The organism is Bradyrhizobium sp. cir1, assembly GCF_014198245.1.
In the GTDB taxonomy this organism is placed as follows: Bacteria; Pseudomonadota; Alphaproteobacteria; order Rhizobiales; family Xanthobacteraceae; genus Bradyrhizobium.
The window spans coordinates 1-15,739 of sequence record NZ_JACIHE010000020.1; the positions used below are offsets into that span (position 1 = coordinate 1).

A 15,739-nucleotide genomic window follows, 5' to 3' on the forward strand; every position below is an offset into this window, starting at 1 on the left:
CACCGCAAAGCCGCCCGCCCGCTACGGCGCCATGGGAGGGCGCGCGTGCGGACGGCTTTGCTCTACCGAGCTACACCATCACCGGGGACACGACCATGGCGGCCTGGGGAACGTCCACAAAGATGTTGACCGGTAGACGAAATTCTCTGAGTCCAGAGAATGAACAAGATTGGGGTCCCTGAAACGCGCCGTCTGCGCTGATCCAGGGATAAAGATCGCTATAAAGACGCCTGAACGGCGTCACCGCGATCGCGATCGGCTGCGCCAGCTCATTTCATCGGAGCTGCAACTCCATTTCGATGAATGGAGGAGCATCGCCTCGCTTAGCCAGGATCTTTGTTTGCCTCGAGGCCGTTCGTGCGAATTGGCCGCCGAATCGAACCGCTGCCTAGGCAGCAGTTCGGGTGAGCTTCGGCCAGTGCCGGGAAAACCTGCGCCGCCGCGAATTGAAAGACGGTCGACATACCGGCGCATGTGCGGGCCGCCCCGGTAGCGTCCGGGAAAGGCGATACGGTGGCTCGCATGCCTCCCAATCCGGTGATCTTTTTATGTAGGTTATAGCCAGTGGTTTGATGACCGTCGAAATGGCTGCTTTTGCGCATGAGAGCTCGTGCGCTTGTGGCTTACAATGTGCGCCGGATCCGCGTCCAGCGCGGTATGCCGCAGGAGCAATTGGCTTACGATGCGGGAGTTGATCGCTCCTACATGAGCGGACTTGAGCGCCAACAAGCGAACCCGACAGTCGATCTTCTTGATCGCCTTGCCGAGACGCTCGGCGTAGCTGTCTCCGAACTGTTTGTTCGGCCATCCAAGGGCGCCCCGCCACCCGCGACCTTACCTAAAGGCCGCAAGCCGAAGCCCAAACGCGGCAAAAGGACCTAAGCCCGGCAAACACCAGCTGAGACACTGATGTCCTGCGCTCCCGGCGTAGGCATCGCGCCCCCACGAGGATTTTATGCGCGGCTGACGCGGATACGCAGCGATCCGGCCATGGACATCGAATATTGTGATGGACTTTGATTCTGGCGCCGGAGCAGACAATGGCGGCTCGAGACGATGAAGTTCCTCTAAATGCCATCCGTGCGTTTGTGACCGTCGCCCGCGAAGGCAGCGTCACGCGCGCGGCCACCAGTTTGGGGACAACGCAAAGTTCGGTCAGCCGTTATTTGGCTGTACTGCGGGATTATCTGGGGGCTGACCTCATCGAGCGGCGTGGACGATTGACCGAGTTCGGAAGGCTCTTCGCAAACGCAGTGTCTGAACCGCTCGAAACCGTCAGCTTCACGGCGAAGAGAATGCGACGCCGCGCAGGCGCAGGAACGAATCGGATCGTGGTCCGCACCTCACTATCGACCTTTGCTTTCTCTCTCCTTATTCCAAATCTGCAGACTTTCTCTTCTGAAGCGGGTGGCGTTATCGTGGACATTATCAGCTCGCTGGCGCACCCGACATCTTCGGATGATTTCGATATTTTGATTACGCGGGATCTTTCCGTCATCGAACCCGCCGACAGTTGGGAGATTTACAAAGAGGAACTGGTGTGCGTCGGCCCGCCAAATCTGGTCGGGGGCCGAGAGCTCTCGATTGTTCGCTCAACCCCGATACTGAACGTCACATCCCGCCCCGACATCCTGCCGACATGGCTGAGAGCCATGAATCTGTCTTCGAGCGACATACGAGTGGGCGCCCGGTATGATCACAACTATCTTGCTTTACCGGCAGTCATGACGGGAAAATGCCTTCTTGTCGCGCCAGAAATCATCGTCGGAGATCTGGTCAGAGGGGGCGCTTTGCAAATCATCCCTGGCACCCGCACTCCGAGTGGCATGCAATATCGCGCTTATGCCGTAGATCGCAGCGCGCACCCCGAGATCGCACGTTCTTTTTGCCGATGGCTGGCTCGTCTTTGCAAGAAGGTTGTACTTGCGCAGGCTGCCTGAGGTTAGCGGTCCCTCAATCGGTGCAGCGAGAGATCAATGTTCGGGTCGAGGGGCGCTAAAATTAAAAAATCTATTCAAGCATAATCCGCAACGCCTACGGAGATGGCGCCCCTCCGTTGCAGCAATCAAGACGGCAACAATGAGATATCGGAGCGCAAAGACTTTTTCCTATCCACCATCGTGCCAGGCAGCGGAAGAATTGGCTGGCAGCACGGAATGTAGGCCATTTGTCGCGCAGCAACCCACTACTTGTCACCCCTGCCCCTGCGTTTGCCGAGCAATGCTCGCCAGCGCAGGCGCATGAGGCGCTGCCCCAGCTTAACAAGTCGAATCGTTCGGCTGCGCAAATCGTCTGTTTTCCAGGCGCGCTCGGCAATACGATGACTTCCAAACAGGCCTTGCGCGATTTGGCGATAGCTATTTCCTTCCTGCCATCCATCGATTGCGCGCAACGCCAGGATCAGCCGACGCCGCTTCAAAGCAGGCAAAGCAAGTGGCGGCTCTACGAGCGCCCGACGCTCAAGGGCAAGCCAAAATCGACGTGCGGCCCCCAGGCGAAGCTCGAAATCGGCATCGAGCGGCAGATCAACGACGACAGCATATCCGCTCGCCGGAAGCTCTCTTAGCCAAAGACGATGCTCCGTACCCCCGAGCGGCACGATCGCATGCCATCCATCCGGCGCACGGCGAAGCTCGCCGCCCGGCAGATTGTCGAAATCGAGCTGATCGTTTTTGGGCGCAATGCGGCCAGCCGTCCGCACAGCCAGTACGGTCGGCAGCACCTCAGGTGCCCAAAAGACTGCTTGTTTGTCGAAAGTCCTTTGCGGATCAGCAGGAAAACGAGAGCCCCCACTTGCGTCGGAACTCGCCCGCCGCTGCGCTTGAACGTTGGCGGCGAGATAACCGCTTATAATCCTCTTGGTAGTCGCGATCCCGGCGCAGCCACTCCCAGGCCAGGTCGGCAGCATCTGCCGTTTTCAGGCCGCTGTACGCTTCCTCAGATCTCCAGTCAGTATCCGCCATTGCACCTTTCCCGCACAATCTTCAGACGCGGCGAAATGCAGCCGATGATTGTGGCGCTTTCCGGTGCTTCCTTACCGTGTGCGCGTCTTCCACGCAACTAATCGATGGAACAATCAACTTTTGCGATTGCGACGATTGCGACGACCTCGACATCCGCGCTGATCATTGTTTTGGCCAACCGCTACGTAGCAGATCACGATAGCCCTTGCCCGCTAGCCACTTGGCCCGCGTCAAATGACTTTCGAACGTGCGTCGCGCTCGATCCGGGTCAACGGTCGGGTCAAGCCCAAGCACGATGCGCGCAACTTCACGCCAATCTGCCTTGGCAGCGTCGGCATCAAGAAGTCGCATGTAGGCAACAGCGTGCTCCCTGTCATAGGACGTGAGCTCGTCGACGCTGGGCGCCAATTCTGCGATCTTCGGCTCTGCTGGCACTGCTTGAAACTCCTACCCAGCTGAAAAATCTACCAAAATCAGAGCAACGCTAGCTAATTTCAGATCGCCTTGGTACCTACACAATAGCCGCACGCCAATCTCCTTTTTGCGCCAAGACGGCAATCGCATATCGGCTCACATTGGCCTGTTGGCTCCATGCTGCGCCTTCTTGTTCATCGCGGTCGATACTGGAGGCGATTGCACATGCCCCCCGCAACCAGAGTCCTTGCCGTTCTGGCGGAAGGACACCATGGTTCGTGGTGACCGCCCCGATCGCACGCGTGAAAGGCGATAGCCAGAACCAGCCAACCGGAGAATATTCGTTTCCCTTTCGAGCCCTAGTTGAACATTCGTCCTATTCGCGGTGCGCGGAAAACAGCGCTGAGCGCGGTTCGTTATCTGGTATGAGTCGCAAGCTATTTCCCCGCCGGAATGGCTTGCGATGGTCAACAAGAAGACGGCACGCTACCGGCGTCAGCACCTCACCATTGCCTGATTTCTCGAAGCAATTGGAGAGGACAGCCATCGCTGGGTGCGAGCTTATTGTAATAGTCTGGCTATAACCAGTGGTTTCATAATCATCGGAATGGCTGCCTCTGCGCATGAACGCTCGTGCGCTTGTGGCCTGGAATGTGCGCCGGATCCGCGTAGAGCGCGGCATTCCGCAAGACCAATTGGCCTATGATGCCGGGATCGACCGCTCTTACATGGGGCGCATTGAGCAGAAGAAAGAGAACCCGACTATTGATCTCTTGGAACGCATCGCCAGGACCTTAGGTATTCACTTGTCCGAATTATTCACACAGCCGGCTAAAGGTGCAATGCCTCCCAAGCCGATGTCCAGAGGGCGCAAGCCAGCACGGCTTGGCCGAAACAAGACGTAATTATGCGAGCCACTTTTCGGCTAACGCTTGGGCGGAATCGAGCCGGAGCGGCCCACGTGCTTCATCGATTGACAGCCGACGCCGCCGATCTCCTGCTCCAGCCGATGTACTCTCAGCAGAGTTCCGCTTAGCGCTCCCTCGGAGCGGCCTGTTATAAGGCCGAGCATCTTCGAACTGAGGGCTTGCGCCGCTCGCGTAATCCTACCGAGGGTCGCTTGAAACCGAGGTTTGCGAAGAGTCCGTTTAGAGCTTTGGTCGGTTTGTCATTCTTGGGCTCGGGTGATCGCAATGGCCCCAACTGAAAGACTTCCGCAAGGCCATGGAGGGACTTGCTAATGTGGTGCGCAAGAGCATGGGAGCAAATCCGTCCTCCAGAGCTGTCGGGCGAAGGATCAAGCTGGTGTACGACTCGAGGATGAGCCTTGCCGCCGGCCGAAGATCGGGAGTTGCGATGCGCTTGCAGGGCCGCAATTTAGGGGCTTCTGGAAGGCTCGATTGATGCTTCTCCGTGGGCACTTAAGACGCCCGCACGATCACCAGCGGGATTGTTTCTGTCGGCGGCGCGATGTGAATCAGGGCCATCTGACGCCTCGCACTTGACGAATATGTCTGAATTTTCGTGTGAGCACGTCGGGCCTGACTATCCCGAGTCGATAAGCGAGCTGCTCGCGTAGCGACAGCCAACGGATGCATCAGATCTTCAAAAATGCAGCGTCATCGGTTTGACCGGGGCGCAGAGACGATGCCTAAAGATTGAAGCTATTGGGCGCGCTAGAAGCCTAGCAAGTGGCAGCTGCGCCCGTGAGCCGGTTCCTCGCGCACAAGACGGGCGGCGCCGCGACATTGCAGGGCCGCACCTTGGAGCCGGGTCTCCAGGCGTCTGACGTGATCCGGCAGATGTGGACAATGTCAGGCAGCCTTTGCCGCCCTTGTTTTCGACGACTTCACGTGCGGTACGCGGGTGTCAATCGCAAACTGGTCCACCATCCAGTGCGGGCTGCTGGATTTGCTAACGGGGTACGGCTCAGTCGCGCGGTTGTCCCAGATGACGACGTCGCCTGATTTCCAGTTCCAGCACAGGGTATTCCGGGGCGCGATGAGATAGGATTGCAGCCGTTCAAACAGTCTTTGGCTGGGATAGCGCTGCATGCCGACGAAGTTCTTTACGGAACGACCGAGCGAGAGCATACGATCGCCGGTCTCGGGATGAACACGAACAATCGGATGTGCCGTTTCGTATATCGTTCCGGTGGATACGCCGCACCAAGGCCGCTCGTTGGGTTCTGTGGTCTTCTCTGGCGCAGTGAGATCAGATAGGCCGAAGCTCACAGCCCAGAGATTATCTGCTAGCATCCGCAGGGAATCGGGAAGATCAAGGTAAGCGGCCGCCCTACTCGACCAAGCAATGTCACCGCCAAAAGTCGGGACCGCTGCGAGCCGCAGCACCGAGATCGCTGTGCGGACGGGCTCATCGTGCATCTGATTGAGATCAGTCCAGGGGCGATCAGGCAGCTCCGGCCGGATCGCTAAACCGTCCATTGTGTCCGCCATTGTCAAATTCGGTGTCAGCGAGCCGAGCCGGAGCACGAAACGCTGTTGTTGGGCATCGTCGAGATGGTCCTGATCACGGAAGAAAATGACCTTATGCTCCAGCAGCAGCTGGCGGAACGCTACGATGACATCGTCAGGCAAATCGTCAGACAGCGTGATGTTCTTGATTTCGGCACCAAGCCGGTCCGCGTATTTGACGACGTTTGCTCGCAGAATGATGTTATCAACAGCCATAGTTCCACTCATGACGGTGCCTCTCTCTGGATGTCTAAACACGCTCCGTGGTGGTCGCGCCTGGCGACAACCCGGCAAGACAGTCTCGATGATACGCAGCCGAATTGCCTGAGCGTGGTCACTACTGCTCAATCAGGCGGCTGCACTCTGATACACACCAACAGCATTTTAGAATCCAACTTCCTCTGCGCGTCGACACGGCTAGTGCAGTTCTCAAAGGACACGTGCATGCCACCACATCGATTTTTAGCCTGATCGAACAGTGCAGATCATAGACGCTATCCATGTCCAGTCCATGAAACGAAACCAGCTTTCTTTTCGAGCTCGCGTAAGGTTCGCCTCGTCTCAGAACTGATGCTTGGAAAATCCTCGAACAACGACTGCGTCGTCCTCATTACCCGTGCGACCTCATGCGCAGACGAAGATTAGAACTGGTTCGCGGCATGCGCTCGCGAAGCGGACAGGACCCACCGTCTCGAGAGCATTAACTACCTAACGATGTATCTCACGTAACTAACTACTTCAACGGGTTGTCGATCATTTTTTTGCGATTTGGAGTTGTTCAATGCGCGACATGTTTCTTCAGCTGATCACTTGCTGCCGTGCCTTGGACTAGCGGGAGAAGCGCAAAACAAGAACGCTGCAACTTCCGAGGCAGTTTAACAACGGACTTAATCCCTCAATTTTCGAAACTTGCATGCGGCACCAATTCAGGCTGTTGCGGCGATGACCTGCGTTTGGTCCACCTCGAGACGTAAATGCCTCTTACGAACTGCATGCTGTTTGGTTTCGTGGCAGTTGAGCACACACAACGGAAACAGCGCGCAGAGGAGACGGTAACGCGTCTCGGCGCTTTCAGACTGCAAGCAGCAAATTCCGGACGGCTATTTTTGCCTCGCCGTGAGCGCACGGCACTGAATGCCACGCCGAACTACAGATCATAAGCCGGAATCTATTTCCTTATAGGTCTGGCTGTCGCAACGGATCAAAGCCGCCGATTTCAGCATACTCGCCCGAGATCGCCTTTGGCTTGTGGCCACCGATCTTGCTGGGCTCAACGTTGCTGTCTCGTCGACCCGCTTCTAGCAGCCAATCGCCGTGCTGCTGCCCCCCAAACTGCTCGGCGGCACGATTGCGGGACAAACCGCCCTCAATCGCGGCTACCACACTCTTTCGAAAATCCAGAGAAGAAAATCCAGAGAATATGGCTTGCCCATCCATGCCGGACTCCTATCCAGCCACCTTGGTGAATCAGAAACGCGTTGATTGGAGATTCCCAAAATCGATTCAGACTGGCTCCATCCCGGCTTAGGTAATCACCGGCTCCAGACTGGAAGCCGTAGCACCAACAGAAGCTTTTCCACGAGCGCGCCGCCCAATTCCCTATGGACGCGTGATCTCAGTGCCCGAGAGCTACACGACATGACGTATCCTCAATACGTAGATGAAAATACGTGGATACTCGTTCAATTGCGGCAATAGACTAGACCTGATGTTTACATGCCTTTGTCGCTAATGCGTGCGAGCATCAGACTAATCGCGTGGCTTATGAACACAGCGGACGGCACGGACCGATTGCCTGGAGCTAGTCGCCGCGGCAGCGCTGTTGGTCGTTTGCGCGTTCTTCACGCGGTAAGTGTTCACGCCCTCACTCCTGCTTTATCACGGTCGGTGTCAATGCGCTTTTAGCAAACTTCTTCAGCGGCATCGGCTTGCCAAACAGATAGCCCTGGACGAGGTCGAACCCGAGCTCGCTCACCGCCGCCAGATCAGCCCCGCTCTCGATGCCTTCAGCGATGGCGCGCGCGCCGTAGCCCTGCGCGAGCTCGACGATGTGACGGCACACCGTGCGTTTTAGCCGGTCATTGCCGCAGCCGGCCACGAATTGCCGGTCGGCTTTCAGCTTGGTGAAAGGAATTCTGTCCAGTCCCATCAGCTCCGGCCAGTTGGCGCCCAGATTGTCGATCGACAGAGCGATATTGTGGAAGCTCATTTCGCGAGCGATCTCGGCCAAAAACTCGAGGTCGCGGATCGCCTCATCGCTGGCGATCTCAATCGTCAGCCCGCCAAAGGCCGGATGCATCGGCATCCGGCGGCAGAGGTCGCGGACGGCCTGCGGCTTTCTCAGATACGGCGCCGGCAGGTTGACCGATAGATCGACCGCTCTCTGCCGTTCCAAGAGATAATGCCAGTCCTGCAGGGCGCGCTCGATCACGAACTCGGATAAGGCGCTGAAATAAGGATCATGTCCCTCCGGGATGAAGTAGGCTGGCGGGACCACGCCCCAGGTCGGGTGCCGCATGCGCACCTTCGCCTCGGCGCCACGGCGAACCAGCGAGCGCGCGTCGATTTTCGACTGGTACCAGAGCTCGAGCCAGCCCCCATGCAGCGCCTCGCCGACATGCACCGCCGGGCTCGGGGCCGGCTCCTCGGGCAGCAGCATCGCCACGCGCTCGCGGAGTGTGCCGGCAGCAAAGGGCGTTGTGAGCGGTGGCAGCATCCCAAGCCCATATTCCTCGCCGACCTGCTGTACCGCCTTTACGATAATCGAATCTGGGGCGCCGACAGCCAGAACCTTGCCCTCGAATCCCGTGCGTACGAGAACTTCCAGAAACTGGCCAGGTTCGACGCGATCGGCGGCAATGCCAAGCAGGACAAGGTCCGGCAGATCGGCGGCGAGTATAGCTTCCAGCTCGTTCGCACTGCTGCATTCGCTGGTGACGAAGCCGAGATCCTCGAGCACCTCGCTCATGAAAGCGCGCAGATGACCCCGGGAGGTGTCCGCCGCGCTCTCTTCCTTCGAATCCTTCGAAGGGCGGAGACGACGCGTGATCTATTCCGTCGGGCGCGTTGATGAAAATGCGCTCAGAGCGGGCATGGGTCCTCTCGAACTCGCCGCCTACCGACGCCTGTGGCGGGCTTCGGTGCGTTTTCTCAATCCCTCAGACAAGTCGACAGCACGTCGCTCGCAAAAAGTCGAGCTCGAAACGTTCCGGCTACGGCTTCGCCGCTCTTCGGCATCAGGCCATCGATCTGCCCGATTACGACGAAGAGACGGACGTACGTCCCACGCGTCGCAAGCGGGATGTGCCGGCCGATGCCGGCCGCGTCGCGACCGATCTTTTGATGGCCCGCATGTTCGACGAACGGCCGGAGCTGCTCGCGCAGATCCGCAACGGGGCCCCTACCGTTCTGATCGACGTCGCCGATGCCCGGACGCTGGATCGGGTCTGGCACGCCTGGCGTGAAGTTCTGTTCGACGACGGGCAGAGGATCGACGTCGCCCACGAAGGATTCAAGCGGAGCGGAACAGCGACGTCCTTCACATGACGGTCCGCGAACCACCCAAAGGCAATGCCCTTGTAGAGAACGAGAAGGCCACCCTTCACGCGCTCTCGCTCGCCCTGCCCTTCTTCGGCGTGTCGCCGCACGCGCGTTCGCACCTGCCGGACTGCCTGAAGGCCGCGACTGCCCACATCGAATTCCCGTGCTTCGACGCCGCCACGATCGGCCCGAACCATCCGGATCATTACCGGCAAGCGATGCGTCGAAACCCTCAAGGCTGCGGATATCGTCGTCGCCATCCGCTTCGACCGCACACCGAAGCAATGCGTCGACGAACTTCGCCGCCTCGCCGTCATGAAGAAAGCGAAGGCGGGTTCGCGCGACCTCACCCTCGCCGACCTCCACGGGCTCGGCGAAGCGCGCGCATGGGCGAAGGACACGATCGCGGATATCCAAGCATGGAAGGAGGGGCGCCCCCCTGGAGCGCAGTCTCGTCCGGCGTCGCCCTCGAAGGGCCCGCCGGATGTGGGAAGATGACCTTCGCCTCCGTATTCTGTGCCGAGGCGGGACTGTACATGGTCGGCGACGCGAACCTGGCCGCTTGGCAGAGCTCGGGAGAGGGCCACTTGGGTCATCTGCTCCGCGCCATGAAAAAGAGCTTCGATGAGGCACGCGCCAATGCGCCAGCCTGCATATTCATCGATGAATGTGACAGCATCGGTCGCCGCGATGCGATGGCGCATTCCCACCGGGATGATTCCATTCAGGTCGTGAACGCCGTATTGGCCGAGATCGACGGCGTTAAGGGACGCGAAGGCGTCCTGATCGTTGGCTGCAGCAACGACCTATCGCGCTGCGACCCCGCACTTTTGCGAGCTGGGCGCTTGGACAAGATCATCAGGATCGGCTTTCCCGACGTCACCGAGCTTGAACGAATGTTCCGGGTGCGATTGCAGAGCGACCTATTGAACGAGGATTTGACGCCGCTCGCCGAGCTCTCGTTGGGCATGGTCGGCGCCGACGTCGAGCGCATCGTCAAGGATGCGCGTCGGGTCGCCCGCGGCGGGCAAAGACCTCTCTCGATGCGGGACCTGCTCGGTGCGGTCGGCGACGGCGAGGAACTGGACGACCGGACGCGCCGGCGGGCCGCGATCCACGAGGCGGCGCACATCGTGGCCGACGTCGTGCTTTTCGGTCCCGACGGAGTTCACGCCGTACTGACGAACATGCGTGATCGTACCGGCGCCGTCGTCAGGCACCTCGGTCCCGAGCTAGAAGGCACCTATGCGGACTACCATCGCCGGCTTCAGGTGCTGCTTGCCGGGCGCGTCGGTGAGCACATGCTTTGCGGATCCATATCGCACGGCGCCGGCGGCCGCCGTGGTTCCGATCTGGAAAAGGCGGCCGCTCTCGCCGCATCGATGGTCGGGTCTCTAGGCTTGGCCGGATGGGCGCCTCTGCTCTACCTCGGCGGCACCGATGAGACCGACGATCTCCTGTCCTTCCGCGGGGTCAGGACCGCGGCCAATGCCGAACTCGAAAAAGCCGACCGCGCCGTTCGGTCGCTGCTGGCCAGACACCGGGCCGCACTCGAAACCGTGGCGATCACGCTCTTCGATCGCGGGCGGATCAACGGCACTGCGGTGGCGTCCATCCTCGCGTCGACACGAACCAACGTCGCTGGCTTCGACCCGGCGGCGAGAACGATGCCTCCATGATCCAAGGATTCATCTTTCGAGCCGAGACCAGCGTGTCGGTCGGGATCGCGACCGGTCGGCGCTGCCGGAACGTCGGCATCCTCGCCGAAGCGGTGCCGTCATGAAGATCATCAACCCGACGCCGCCCGAAGAGTCTACGCCGGCTCAGACCATCGTCCGAATCCTTGCGCGCATGTGCGCCAAACAGCGACTTCGCAGGGGGATCGCCAGACGGCAGGCGATCGTCGAAGCAGCCGAGAAATCTAAGGGAAAGGACGCTGACCACGAAGATTGAACAGCGCGCGGCGCGAGCTGATCGTCCTCTGGCGCGGGGTTCACCGCCTCGCCTTCTTAGGCGCGGGATCCGCCGGTGGCAGACGGCTGGGAAAATACCAGCCCCCGCGGTTGCTTATCGGCGCGCCCTTACCCGTCGTACGCCGGCGGTACGCGTCCCAGATCTGCCACTCCGGATCTTCTGTTCGCACGAAGACCTGCTGTCCTTTGGGCCGCAGGTCGACGATCGGGTGCCCCATGGTAATCCGGAACTCAATCCGATCGATGCCCATCGCTGCAAAGCAGTTCTCGAGCGTGGTGTTGTCATCGACCGCATGGTGCATTGCCGATTCTGAAACCCCCGCGCGCATTGCGCGCCTTAGCAGCATTAGGACTTCGTCGTCGCTTTCCGAGCAGTAGAATTTCACGCGCATCCTTCCGCGGACGAGATAGCAACCCTTCATCCCGGGCTCCCCATCCTCGGCGTGCTCTACTGCGGCGTATCTCGGAATGTCCCGAATGTCTGGAGGCAAGCGCTCGCCGTCCTCCGAGAAACGAGGAGCCGATGCCATCTGCATAGCGTCCGCGACGCGCCCGAAACCGAACTTCTCGATCCAATCGGAGAATGCAGTGGTCCAACCCGGACCGAGCGGCTGGTCGGGCCAAGCCTTGTGCTCCCAAATTTCGCGCAAGTGGCGCGCCGCAGCGTGCCATTCCGAGTTGGATGCCATCGTCGTTCGCCTGTGGATGGACGGTTCGAATCGTGTGGAATCCTACGCCCCGGCGGCTCCCACGAACCAGCTATGTTCATGCAGATACTGACAGAAAAATATTTGTTGGGATGGACGAGCGACTCTTGAACCGGATCGGTGAGTTGCGGGGAAACCGATTCGACAAACCGACCGGACGAAACGTAACGGACCGACAGACGCCGCCCTATCCACCCCAACCACGTCTATCTTTCAGGAAGATCATGCCGTCGAACGCGGCCAGCTTGGCCTTCGCTTCGGATTCATATCGCCGTCTCGCCGTAACGAAGCGTCCTGTCGCTTTTTCAGTGAGCCTGCCGCCCCATGAACCATCCCCGTTCTGGAAGATAGTGATGTTGAATCCATCGGTATTGACGAAGCTGTTGCCAAGCGACGAGATCCTCCAGCGGCGGTCGAGCCAGCGGCTCTTGCGTCGAGCGGCCCCTCTCAGTGCGCGTTCGCGGCGTCGCGGCCCGACATAGTCGTCCTCCATGCGTTCGGCGCAGACGCACCCGACGTCGAGGACGCCCTCGTAGTCGGGATGCGACATCGAATGGACGTAGCGGATGTCCTGCGACTCGCACATCTCGCAGACGGCATCCGGAGCGCCAAGGTCTTCGACGCCATCGCAAACCCAGCCCTTGTGCGGCACGCCTGGCGTCGACCACTTGCCCGTCATGTGACGATGCCCTTTTGGGCCTGGCGGCGGTCGCTGCCATCCCCGTGAGCGAAGGTTTCTCCGCCGCCGGCCGCACTGCCGTGGAGCAAAAGCTTTTGACCGTGGGCGCCCGGGTCGAGGATTTCGTACCGGAAGAGCGAGGCAAGCTCTCCAAGCCCGTCATCGGCGGCTTGCTGGCGGGCGCGCGCTGCTTCGACCGTCGGCAAGCGGGTTGCGGGCGCGTTCGTCGACGCTTCCTGGCCCGTCGCGCAGGCTTGGTTCGATCGAAAGACCCACAAGACGGATCAGATGATCTGGGCCGGCCCGCTGCACGTCGTCGACGGAAAGCCCGATGGCCGTGACGACTCGGTGACGACATTGAAGTTCGACGGCGACGGCAACCTGGCTCTCGCGTACCGCCTCGCCCGATTCTTCGCGACGATGGGCTTCGACGTCGGCAAGTTCAGGATGTCCGCGACGGCCACGATGACGGATCCCGAATGCTCTTGCACCTACCGCTCGTACGGCCCGGAGATCGAAGTCTGGACCACGGGTGTCGTCCAGCAGACGTGGCTCTCCGAGAAAAACAAGCGAACCTACTTTGTCGCCGCCGCAATGGACCCGAGCGGACAACTGGCATCGGGCCAAGTCACGGCGAGCTTCGGAGGAGTTACGATGACGCGCCCTGCCGTCTTCGGGTCGTCCCATAACAAGCTGAATGCGGACAAGCGGCTCGACAACTATTGATATGACCCCTGCGCTTTCCGGGGGAACGTGTCTAGTTAGGCGGTTGCGCCCTTACGCGATCAATCGGACTGTAGTTGGTTTTTTTCGTACGCCGCCCCTCGGGTTTTCGGTCACTCCTCAGGCGCCGGACCGCTTCGGAGGGCCCATTCGTGCCCGGTCTTCTGCTGCATTCGCGCGAGTAGCTTGTCGATCCGCTCGGAATATATGGACTCGACGGCGCTCACGAGATCCGGCCACTCCTTGGCGCCTGCGATATGGTATCCGAGCGACAGTCCATATTTGAGTTCAAAGCGATTGTCCTCGAACGACACTTCGAGCGCGTTGAAAACCGAATCGTGTTCGTCGTTGTGCGCGAAACGTTTGTTTCTCAAGTCGACTACGCTACCGATCCGGAGGCGGACAAGGTGGCGTTCGCTGACATGATCGCCTTCAGCTTCCTGGTGCTCGGTACCGACGCGCACGCGAAGAACTTCTCAGTCATCCACCTCCCGGGCCGGCGGATGTTTCTTGCGCCACTCTACGACGTCCTGAGCTTCGTGCCCTACGACGACGACGAACATGAGCGGCGGCGGCTGCGCATGGCGATGAAGATCGGCGGCTACTATAAGTTCTCAGAAGTCCTGCCGCGGCATTGGCGACGCCAGGCGGAACTGATGAAAATGGATCCCGACGAGATGATCGCGCGATTGGTGGCGCTCGGCGAGAAAATTCCCGACGCGCTCAGCGACGTCGTGAAGGAGGTGAGGGTCGAGGGCCTGAAAGAACCGGTGCTTGACAGGATGCTGGACGGAATCTCGGCGCGAGGCAAAGCGATCGTGCAGCAATACTCGGCATGAAGGCGCCGCGCTCGGGATCGTCGGCGAGGTAGGCGTGACGCCGTCGACGCCCGTTCCGGACGCTGAAATCCGATGACCCAGTAACTGTTATGAATCCCGCGGGGCTACCGGGCCCCTAGTCGATCAACGACGGATCGATTGGAGCGCGCATCCGCACCTGAAGCGGTTGTTCGACCTGGTCGAGGCCGGCCGCGCGTGATCCGGGCGCAGCGGGCGTTCATTGAACCGTGATGGCCGTTCCGGCGGAGCCCGAATATTCCGCTGCTCGGGTAGATGCGACATTCGGGTCCCGCGAATGGGGTTCGAAAATGGACTCAGAGCGAATATTCTGCCTCCTTTATCCACCACCTTCGAGCCTCGAAAGACGCCCCTGTGAGGTCAGGCCGCGGCATCAGGATTGCCCAGTTGAATTGGGGTAGCTCCTCGCAACAATCGTACTAAGGAAAATAGCAACAAGCAGAAAATCCAATACAACTTGGAGCGCTGCCACCCCTATTGCTTTGTCAGGATACCCAGCCGTACCGAGTACAAGACAAGCCCAACTTATTGTGCGAGCCACACAAGCAATATGCGTTGCGTTAGCTTCGCAGACGCCAGGTGTCAGACGATAGAAGACGGTGAAGGTAAGGATCACTTCGCCTATGTTGAAGATGAAATATAGAAGAGATTCTTCGACCGACTCAGCGCGTGGATGATTTGGCAACCGGAAGAGCGTTCCAAATCGATAGACAAACATTTCGATCAGCAAGTAGGCAGCAACAATCGCCGCCACCCATAACCACTCATGTGGCAACCAGATGAATGCCAACAAAAGTACGAACTTGATAACGATGTAAAGGTCGAAGCTCACCCAACGCTCTAAACTGGGGCAACGCTCAAGAAATTGCTGTAGCGAAGAATATCTAAGCAAGAACGAGCATACGGCGGTTGCGCGCTTGAGAATGACTTGCTTCGTTTCTGGTCTATTCATCGCGAAGCTCCGATCGTTAACGATGATAAACTCTCCTAAATGGATCACTTCGGGTGAGAATACCAAATCGCTTCGATTTCACCAGAACAATGGCGCATTGTCCTACCGCGGACCGTGCCGCCGCCCACTGTGCCTGACGCGGCCGTTTAGACCTAAGCGCTAAGGTCAGCTGTCCGAGCTACGGCAGACCTAACGCGCACGATGGTCGAATGCGGGAAGGGTTTCAGGGGCGGCGCAGCGCGTTCGGCAGCCGGCCGTCCGTTGTGCCCTTTTCCGCAGCCGGGCAGTTTCACGTCAGAGTCCGGCAAGCGTCAGATAGCGGACATCGCTCAACCCGCCCAATGGCTCTCCAAAGCGTAAGCGCTCTTAGCGAATAGCTCGCGCGCTACCCATGATCAGCGCGCGGATAAGCGGACCTTGCAGCGGCCCGCAACTGAATGTGACATTCAAAGTAACC

19 protein-coding genes are annotated in these 15,739 nt (G+C 59.4%); 8 read left to right on the forward strand and 11 right to left on the reverse strand.

Annotated elements, in window-relative coordinates; genetic code table 11:
- Positions 1–323 precede the first annotated feature (323 nt).
- Positions 324–602 (reverse strand): hypothetical protein, encoded by a 279-nt coding sequence (locus GGD63_RS30455; RefSeq protein WP_183247524.1) that lies wholly within the window; start codon positions 600–602, stop codon positions 324–326.
- On the opposite strand from GGD63_RS30455, the gene GGD63_RS30460 reads away from it, so the two are divergent.
- Positions 601–882, forward strand: a complete 282-nt coding sequence (locus GGD63_RS30460) for a helix-turn-helix domain-containing protein (RefSeq protein ID WP_183247527.1) — start codon at positions 601–603, stop codon at positions 880–882. The two genes, GGD63_RS30455 and GGD63_RS30460, sit on opposite strands and share 2 nt — an antisense overlap.
- A 158-nt stretch (positions 883–1,040) precedes the next feature.
- Positions 1,041–1,940 carry a LysR family transcriptional regulator gene (locus GGD63_RS30465; RefSeq protein WP_183247529.1) on the forward strand — a complete coding sequence of 300 codons (900 nt, stop codon included), beginning with the start codon at positions 1,041–1,043 and terminating at the stop codon, positions 1,938–1,940.
- Positions 1,941–2,185: 245 nt separating this feature from the next.
- On the opposite strand, the gene GGD63_RS30470 is transcribed toward GGD63_RS30465, so the two are convergent.
- The 3 genes from GGD63_RS30470 to GGD63_RS30475 all read right to left on the reverse strand — a co-directional run bounded on the left by GGD63_RS30470 (position 2,186) and on the right by GGD63_RS30475 (position 3,398).
- Positions 2,186–2,722 carry a DUF2285 domain-containing protein gene (locus tag GGD63_RS30470; protein WP_183247696.1) on the reverse strand — a complete coding sequence of 179 codons (537 nt, stop codon included), beginning with the start codon at positions 2,720–2,722 and terminating at the stop codon, positions 2,186–2,188.
- A 46-nt stretch (positions 2,723–2,768) separates the two neighbouring features.
- A complete protein-coding gene (locus tag GGD63_RS40300; RefSeq protein WP_246785713.1) occupies positions 2,769–2,963 on the reverse strand; it encodes a transcriptional regulator domain-containing protein in 195 nt (64 codons plus the stop codon).
- A 162-nt stretch (positions 2,964–3,125) separates the two neighbouring features.
- Positions 3,126–3,398, reverse strand: a complete 273-nt coding sequence (locus GGD63_RS30475; RefSeq protein ID WP_183247531.1) for a DNA -binding domain-containing protein — start codon at positions 3,396–3,398, stop codon at positions 3,126–3,128.
- Positions 3,399–4,000: 602 nt separating this feature from the next.
- Between GGD63_RS30475 and GGD63_RS30480 the strand changes: the two genes are divergently transcribed.
- Positions 4,001–4,282 (forward strand): helix-turn-helix domain-containing protein, encoded by a 282-nt coding sequence (locus GGD63_RS30480; protein ID WP_183247532.1) that lies wholly within the window; start codon positions 4,001–4,003, stop codon positions 4,280–4,282.
- A 909-nt stretch (positions 4,283–5,191) separates the two neighbouring features.
- On the opposite strand, the gene GGD63_RS30485 is transcribed toward GGD63_RS30480, so the two are convergent.
- The 3 genes from GGD63_RS30485 to GGD63_RS30495 all read right to left on the reverse strand — a co-directional run bounded on the left by GGD63_RS30485 (position 5,192) and on the right by GGD63_RS30495 (position 8,819).
- Positions 5,192–6,067 carry a TauD/TfdA family dioxygenase gene (locus GGD63_RS30485; RefSeq protein WP_246785714.1) on the reverse strand — a complete coding sequence of 292 codons (876 nt, stop codon included), beginning with the start codon at positions 6,065–6,067 and terminating at the stop codon, positions 5,192–5,194.
- 960 nt (positions 6,068–7,027) lie between these two features.
- Positions 7,028–7,288 carry a hypothetical protein gene (locus GGD63_RS30490; RefSeq protein ID WP_183247536.1) on the reverse strand — a complete coding sequence of 87 codons (261 nt, stop codon included), beginning with the start codon at positions 7,286–7,288 and terminating at the stop codon, positions 7,028–7,030.
- Positions 7,289–7,715: 427 nt separating this feature from the next.
- Entirely contained in the window at positions 7,716–8,819 is a 1,104-nt protein-coding gene (locus GGD63_RS30495; RefSeq protein ID WP_183247537.1) for an EAL domain-containing protein, read from the reverse strand.
- 101 nt (positions 8,820–8,920) lie between these two features.
- Here GGD63_RS30495 and GGD63_RS30500 point away from each other — a divergent pair, with 101 nt between their 5' ends.
- From GGD63_RS30500 to GGD63_RS30510, 3 genes are all read left to right on the forward strand, one after another.
- On the forward strand, positions 8,921–9,397 hold the full coding sequence (locus tag GGD63_RS30500) for a hypothetical protein (RefSeq protein ID WP_183247538.1): 477 nt from the start codon (positions 8,921–8,923) through the stop codon (positions 9,395–9,397).
- A gap of 413 nt (positions 9,398–9,810) precedes the next feature.
- Entirely contained in the window at positions 9,811–11,070 is a 1,260-nt protein-coding gene (locus tag GGD63_RS30505; RefSeq protein ID WP_283812004.1) for an AAA family ATPase, read from the forward strand.
- Between the two features lie 100 nt (positions 11,071–11,170).
- Positions 11,171–11,344 carry a hypothetical protein gene (locus GGD63_RS30510; protein WP_183247540.1) on the forward strand — a complete coding sequence of 58 codons (174 nt, stop codon included), beginning with the start codon at positions 11,171–11,173 and terminating at the stop codon, positions 11,342–11,344.
- A 40-nt stretch (positions 11,345–11,384) separates the two neighbouring features.
- On the opposite strand, the gene GGD63_RS30515 is transcribed toward GGD63_RS30510, so the two are convergent.
- The 3 genes from GGD63_RS30515 to GGD63_RS30525 all read right to left on the reverse strand — a co-directional run bounded on the left by GGD63_RS30515 (position 11,385) and on the right by GGD63_RS30525 (position 12,956).
- Positions 11,385–12,053, reverse strand: coding sequence for a hypothetical protein (locus tag GGD63_RS30515; RefSeq protein ID WP_183247541.1), 669 nt, complete (start codon positions 12,051–12,053; stop codon positions 11,385–11,387).
- A gap of 205 nt (positions 12,054–12,258) precedes the next feature.
- A complete protein-coding gene (locus GGD63_RS30520) occupies positions 12,259–12,750 on the reverse strand; it encodes a hypothetical protein (RefSeq protein WP_183247542.1) in 492 nt (163 codons plus the stop codon).
- On the reverse strand, positions 12,747–12,956 hold the full coding sequence (locus tag GGD63_RS30525; protein ID WP_183247543.1) for a hypothetical protein: 210 nt from the start codon (positions 12,954–12,956) through the stop codon (positions 12,747–12,749). The genes GGD63_RS30520 and GGD63_RS30525 overlap by 4 nt, the downstream gene beginning before the upstream one ends.
- A gap of 82 nt (positions 12,957–13,038) precedes the next feature.
- Here GGD63_RS30525 and GGD63_RS30530 point away from each other — a divergent pair, with 82 nt between their 5' ends.
- Complete coding sequence (locus tag GGD63_RS30530; protein WP_183247545.1) at positions 13,039–13,476, forward strand: hypothetical protein; 438 nt, start codon at positions 13,039–13,041, stop codon at positions 13,474–13,476.
- A 335-nt stretch (positions 13,477–13,811) separates the two neighbouring features.
- Complete coding sequence (locus GGD63_RS30535) at positions 13,812–14,312, forward strand: HipA domain-containing protein (RefSeq protein ID WP_183247547.1); 501 nt, start codon at positions 13,812–13,814, stop codon at positions 14,310–14,312.
- Between the two features lie 391 nt (positions 14,313–14,703).
- Here the strand turns inward: GGD63_RS30535 and GGD63_RS30540 are convergent, their stop codons facing one another.
- The gene (locus GGD63_RS30540) at positions 14,704–15,282 is read right to left on the reverse strand and encodes a hypothetical protein (protein ID WP_183247549.1); all 579 of its coding nucleotides are present in this window, start codon (positions 15,280–15,282) and stop codon (positions 14,704–14,706) included.
- Between the last annotated feature and the right edge of the window lie 457 nt (positions 15,283–15,739).